This window comes from Porphyromonas levii, assembly GCF_018206105.1.
Lineage (GTDB): Bacteria > Bacteroidota > Bacteroidia > Bacteroidales > Porphyromonadaceae > Porphyromonas_A > Porphyromonas_A levii.
Map to the genome: position 1 here is coordinate 1 of NZ_JADRGN010000067.1, position 5839 is coordinate 5839.

The following is a 5839-nucleotide window of genomic DNA, read 5'->3' on the forward strand; positions in this document are numbered from 1 at the left end:
CCAGTACCAGTCACTTACAATCCGACAGGGGTCAAACTTGGGCTAAGTAAGTAGGGATGTACATAGCTCACCACAGTACCCTTACTGAGGCTCCTTTGTGGGTAGATCACTAGTATGTCCATCTTACGCATAAGTCTCCTTACACGCTTCTCATTAACGGAGTAACCTCTTAGTCTTAGCATATCACGCAGATGTACAACTCCAGCTGTAGGGTGCTCTGTGTGGTACTCATCAATGATACGCATCATTTCTAAGTTTTCTTCACTTTCTCCCTTTGGCGTATAGTACAAGCTTGAACGGTTAAGCTTCATATACTTACAGAAACGATTTCGGCTTAAGCCTGCGGGGCGCTGACGGTCCATCTCTACTATCTCACTTTGAGTCCGGCATCCTCGCAGGCAGTCGCAAAAAAATCGCAGTCAATCGTTAACTGTCCTACCTTCTGTAATAGTCGCTTATTCTCACGCTCTATCTTCTTAAATTCTACAGTATTAGTAGATGGCTTTTCAAAAGCTTGTGCAGCTTTTTCCTCAAGCTCTCGCATCCACTCTGTAATCTTGCTCGGGCTGACTTCGTATCGCTTCGCTAAACTCTGTATCGTCTCCTCGCCCCTCATGCCTGCTAAAGCAACTTGAGCCTTAAAACTCGAACTGTATTTACTTCTGTGTCCCATAAACTTCTTTTTTAATTGTCGTCATAAAATGACCGGTTTTAATTCATTAGTTCTCAAATCTAACACTTTTGTAACACTTTTGAGTTGTCTAGTTTATGGGGAGTATTATAGTAATTAAACAACTCGATGCGATGGATTGCGGTCCTGCGTGCTTGGCTATGGTGGTCAGGCACTATGGTCGCAATCCTGTCTTGGAGCAAATGCGTGAGGATTGTGCCCTAGGTAAAGAGGGCGTCTCTTCGCTGGGCATTAGTAAGGCGACAGAAAAGAGGGCTTGCACTCGCTTGGTTGCTATATTACATTAGCCACTCTTGTAAATGAAACACTAATAGTCGAAGAAAAGCTTGTTTTAATCAAATATATTCACTACCTTTGAGACGAATAAAAATAATCTAACATTCAGACTTATGGAAAAGCTCAACATATACACTGCTGTTGGAGGCACAGATGACAAGATAGAAAAAGGGAACTCCCATGTAATCACATATTATAAGTGGGGTACCCTACGGTATCTATCTAAATGGTCATAAGGAGCCATTATATGAGAAATAAGTGCAATTATGGATACAGCCTAACCCTGAGGGCTTAATGTGAGGGGATAATTTTCGAAAAATTTGTCATTATGAAACGCGAAATCAAAGAAATCATTAGAGGTGTGGAGCCGATGTCTATCAACTTCCTTTCTAGAATACAAGGTGGAAGGAACGAATACATGGACTGTACGTGTGGTTCTGCTAACAGTAACTCAAAATCAGGTGAGGATTGTACTTGTGGTTCAGGGAACTCAAACAAAGGCTCTGAACTGGAAGTAGATTGTACTTGTGGCTCTGGCAATAATAACGTCAGTAGAGTAAGTATGATTCAGTTTGGATAATCAGGCTGATAGAATTTAACAACTTAGAGGGAGTATGAGAATGATATTCAAGTTGAAGTTTTCAAGCTTTTCATTTTCTACTTCCTCTATTTGCAATTAAAATCTATATGCAATATAAAATATCAACATATTGTACTTTGTTTTGTACTCCTGAAGGAAAGACGTATGCCTATTTAGCGACGGATAACTCTTTGCTTGAGATTTCAAGGGATTGTTATCGACTTTTAATGAATTTCCACAAAAAGAAACTGTTTTCTAAAGAGGATTTACGAAAGAGCAATATCCCAGTTGAGTTCATAGAAAGAGGCGTTATCACGACAATAGAGGACGAAGATATATATATTAGAGCCAAAAAGCTTGAAATGAGAATGAGCTCAATGTCAAAAGAAAAACTGATACTAGTTATCGCTCCTACAACAGAGTGTAATTTTGCTTGTCCTTATTGTTTTGAAGAAAACAAAGAAAATGTTTTTATGAGCGATGAAACAATTGATGCTTTGGTTCATTTTGTCAAAGAATTTAAGGATTCAAAATATCTTCACTTAACATGGTACGGAGGAGAACCCTTGTTGGCAATTAAAACTATCGAAAAAATCCTAGTCGGATTTAAAGACAATGCCCCTGAAAAAGAGATAATATTTAACTTCCTAGTTACAAATGGCTATTTAGTAAATCAAAAGGTTATAAATGTATTCCAAGAGTTCCCCCTTGATAGAATACAAGTGACAATTGATGGGGAAAAAGAGAGACACAATGCTACCCGCTGTTTAAAATCAAATGGGAAAGGGACCTTTGACAAAATCGTTGAAAACATAGGGCTTTTGCTACATTCTCTAGAAAAAACAAACATTCATGTTCGAGTAAATATTGATAAGAACAATGTGAATGATTATATTCTTATTCGTGATTTACTTGAGAGCAAATATAGTAATTATAGAGAGAGGTTAAATGTATATCCTGGAATTATTAGAATAGAAGATAAAAAGAACAAATGCATGGGGTGTGAATCACTACTTCATGATGATATTAGAAATTTGTTTTTTAACATTAAGGAAAGAGTGAATTTTTATCCTGTTTTACAAGGAAAAGGCTGTTTTGCCACACATTTAAATTCATTTATGATAGGTCCAAAAGGAGAACTATATAAATGCTGGAACGAATTAGGTGACAAAAAGAAGATTATTGGTGATATTTTTTCTGGAATTACGAATGTGGATCTTATGACAAGATACATTGTATCTGCTAATTGCTTTGATGATCCTATGTGTAAAGATTGTAAACATTTACCGATATGCTCTGGTGGTTGTGCTTATTATAGAATAAAAAATATATATGAAGACTCAAATTATAACATCTGCTCTTTGTATAAAGGAGTTGGAGTCCTTGAAAAATGTTTAATGAATCATCTAGCTAAAATATCAAACAATAAGGTCTTATGAAGGTATTCAAGGGTATACTAGTTATTGTTTTTACAACAATAACCCTTTATGTTTCCGCTCAGAACACAAGTACCATAGAAGGGAAAGTTTACTTTGAATCTGATACAGTCTTTGCGGCTACTGTTACGCTGTATTCGGGTAATAACACTCCACTCAGTAGGACTATTGCGTCGCCACCTAGTGGGAGTTTTACTTTGGATTATACTTATACAAAAGGGATGAAATATTTCTTAGTTGCCTCTCATATTGGTTTTGCTTCAGACACATTATTTATAGACTCTAAAGGGGGTAATATCAATGTAGGGACTCTGTTCTTGAGGGAGGAGTCTGAGATATTAAACGAGGTAGTGATTTCTGCTTCCTTGACTACTATTAGAGATGGGATAAAGTATGTCGTACCAAACAACACCCATAAGCTCAATGCAACTGATGCTTTAATAATGCTAGAGAAGATTAATCTGCCTCGTATCCAAATTGATGCGATTACAAAGAGTCTATCGGTGAATGGTGGAGGCATTGCAAAAGTCTTAATTAATGGTCGGGCTGTTAGCACCAAAGAACTCAGCTCCTTATCTCCTAAAGAAGTCAAACGAATCGAATATCATGATATACCTGAAGCAAAATATGGGTATGCCGATATCGTGTTGGATATAATTACTAACGAGAGAGAAGCTGGGGGCTCTCTATACATGTCTCTTTGGCACGGGTTAGCTACTGTATTTGGAGAGGATGATATTGTAGCCAAAGTAAATACACAGTATTCACAGTTTTCCCTCTCTTACTATGTCGGCTATCGTAATTGGCACCACCTATGGAGAGAAAATGAAGAAGAATTCACCTTGTCAGATAGGAGGCTTGAGCGAAATGAAGTAGGCAAGCCGAATCGCTTTAAGTATGATAACCACTCATTAAAATTTGACTATAATTATCAGAAAGATAAGACAATGGTTCACTTCTATGCGGGTGTGAATATTAATAATCGCCCTAATCGTGATTGGGAAAGTGTCATCAAGTATCAGGATGAGATTGTAAACCTAAAAGACTTATCTGCAAGTAAATACAAAACACCTCGCATGGGGCTTTATGTCCAATATATGTTTGATGATCAGCAGTTTTTCGCCCTCAATCTAACAGGGATGTATACGAAGTCTAATTATCAACGTGAATATTCTGAAGTGAATCTGATTAACAATCAATATTTTAATACTGAAGCAAATGAAGAGCAAGGTGGTATTGGATTCTCTTCACTATATGAGAATAAACTCTCTATTGGTACTGTATCGCTTGGACTAGAGCTGAGACATTCAAATACTCAAAATAAATATCTACAATCCGCAAATGGTAGTATAAGCTCTGACTACTTGTTGAAGATGAGTAATACGAATGGGTATTTTTTTAGTCAGTATGGAAAGCAGCTGAGTAATAGCTTATATTTAAGAGCAGGTGTAGGTATTAGTGGTGATTGGCAAAATAATGATGGTAGGCACAATAGTTATTACATTTTTCAGCCATCCCTAACGATACGCTACAGCCCGTCAAAGAAGTTTGATCTTCGCTATTTCGGTTCGATCAGTAACCAGACACCGACTCTTGCTAATCTTTCCCACTACTCGCAGGAGATAGATTTTGTACAGATACAGCGTGGCAACCAAAATCTTACTCGTCAGATTAATTACTATAATAGTTTGATATTTAGTCTCAATTTTAAGCAGTCCGCTTTGGCTCTGTATCTTAATCACACCTACTCCTCATCACCAATTATGGAGAGTAGCTTTATTGAGGGTGATAAAATCATCCGAAGTGTAGAGAATCACAAGGGAATGCAAAGCCTTATACCAGAGGTCGAATATAGAGGAACGCTTTTTGAGGATCTACTAACTTATAAAGTCTACTGTGGTTTAAAGTACTATATCAGTCAGGGGAATAGCTATTATCATGAAAAGCTAATACCATATTATGGCGGTCGGTTAGCTCTTAATTATAAGAAATGGTCTCTTGCTTGGACTATGAAGCATAGGACATCAGATTATTTTTGGGGAGAAACATTGACAAGAAATGAAGATGGGCATATGCTGTCGCTTGGATATTTCGGCAGTAAGTTTAGGGTTTCTGTAGATGCTTTAAATCTATTTTCGCCTAGACATATATCTGCTATAGAGAACTATTCAGCCGTTGCACCTTATAGAAGGTATGAATACCTAGATGAGATCAAAAATCTATTTCGTATAAATCTTACGCTAAACCTTTCGTATGGAAAGAAAAGCAATACAGGGCGTAAAAAGCTGTCAGACAATGTATCTTATCAATCTGGTATCTTGACAGGAGAGAAATGATGAAACATTTAGACCTATAGGTCTAATAATAGGTTCCTAAGTATGTGTATCCTCTAGGCATTTATCTCATCCGACCAAAATGATTCGATGGATTGTGGTCCTGCGTGCTTGGCTATGGTGGTCAAGCACTATGGTCGTAATCCCAACTTAGAGCAAATCCGTGAGGACTGTGCTCTAGGTAAGGAAGGGGTCTCCTTACTGGGCATTAGTAAAGCTTCAGAAAAAGGGGTTTGCACTCATTGGGAGGTCGTGTTACTTTTGCGACACTAACGAATGAAGCAATGATCCCATGTATCGCACACTGGAATCAGAATCATTTTGTCGTAGTCTATAAGGTTAAGAAACTCCGCAGGGGAAATTATAGGGTCTATGTTGCAGACCCAGGTAAAGGGATACTAACCTATACTAAAGAGGAGTTTTGCGAGCATTGGCCCAAGTTTGACCCCTAGAGTATATTTTGAGGTGGTTTTCGGGCATTTTGAGGAGTGAAATGCTGATTTCATCGGGGGAGTTGTTTTTG

General features: G+C 37.7%; 5 protein-coding genes and 1 pseudogene. 4 read left to right on the forward strand and 2 right to left on the reverse strand.

What is annotated here, in order from left to right; all coding sequences use genetic code 11:
* Positions 1-14: 14 nt before the first annotated feature.
* Positions 15-362, reverse strand: a complete 348-nt coding sequence (locus IX315_RS09355) for an IS3 family transposase (protein WP_018359380.1) — start codon at positions 360-362, stop codon at positions 15-17.
* Between the two features lie 5 nt (positions 363-367).
* The gene (locus IX315_RS09360) at positions 368-673 is read right to left on the reverse strand and encodes a transposase (protein WP_211637460.1); all 306 of its coding nucleotides are present in this window, start codon (positions 671-673) and stop codon (positions 368-370) included.
* 95 nt (positions 674-768) lie between these two features.
* Here IX315_RS09360 and IX315_RS09365 point away from each other — a divergent pair, with 95 nt between their 5' ends.
* The 4 genes and pseudogenes from IX315_RS09365 to IX315_RS09380 form a co-directional block, all read left to right on the forward strand.
* Positions 769-978, forward strand: coding sequence for a cysteine peptidase family C39 domain-containing protein (locus IX315_RS09365; RefSeq protein ID WP_026215798.1), 210 nt, complete (start codon positions 769-771; stop codon positions 976-978).
* 796 nt (positions 979-1774) lie between these two features.
* On the forward strand, positions 1775-2986 hold the full coding sequence (locus tag IX315_RS09370) for a radical SAM/SPASM domain-containing protein (RefSeq protein WP_018359383.1): 1212 nt from the start codon (positions 1775-1777) through the stop codon (positions 2984-2986).
* Positions 2983-5319 carry a TonB-dependent receptor gene (locus IX315_RS09375; protein ID WP_211637462.1) on the forward strand — a complete coding sequence of 779 codons (2337 nt, stop codon included), beginning with the start codon at positions 2983-2985 and terminating at the stop codon, positions 5317-5319. Before IX315_RS09370 ends, IX315_RS09375 begins: the two co-directional genes overlap by 4 nt.
* A gap of 63 nt (positions 5320-5382) precedes the next feature.
* Positions 5383-5750: pseudogene (locus tag IX315_RS09380) on the forward strand (cysteine peptidase family C39 domain-containing protein); the annotation flags it as partial.
* Positions 5751-5839: the final 89 nt, after the last annotated feature.

Excerpts from the sequence above, each read along its gene's own strand:
- IX315_RS09355 (WP_018359380.1), bottom strand. The coding sequence starts at position 362 with ATGGACCGTCAGCGCCCCGCAGGCTTAAGCCGAAATCGTTTCTGTAAG.
- IX315_RS09360 (WP_211637460.1), bottom strand. The coding sequence starts at position 673 with ATGGGACACAGAAGTAAATACAGTTCGAGTTTTAAGGCTCAAGTTGCT.
- IX315_RS09365 (WP_026215798.1), top strand. The coding sequence starts at position 769 with ATGGGGAGTATTATAGTAATTAAACAACTCGATGCGATGGATTGCGGT.
- IX315_RS09370 (WP_018359383.1), top strand. The coding sequence starts at position 1,775 with ATGAATTTCCACAAAAAGAAACTGTTTTCTAAAGAGGATTTACGAAAG.
- IX315_RS09375 (WP_211637462.1), top strand. The coding sequence starts at position 2,983 with ATGAAGGTATTCAAGGGTATACTAGTTATTGTTTTTACAACAATAACC.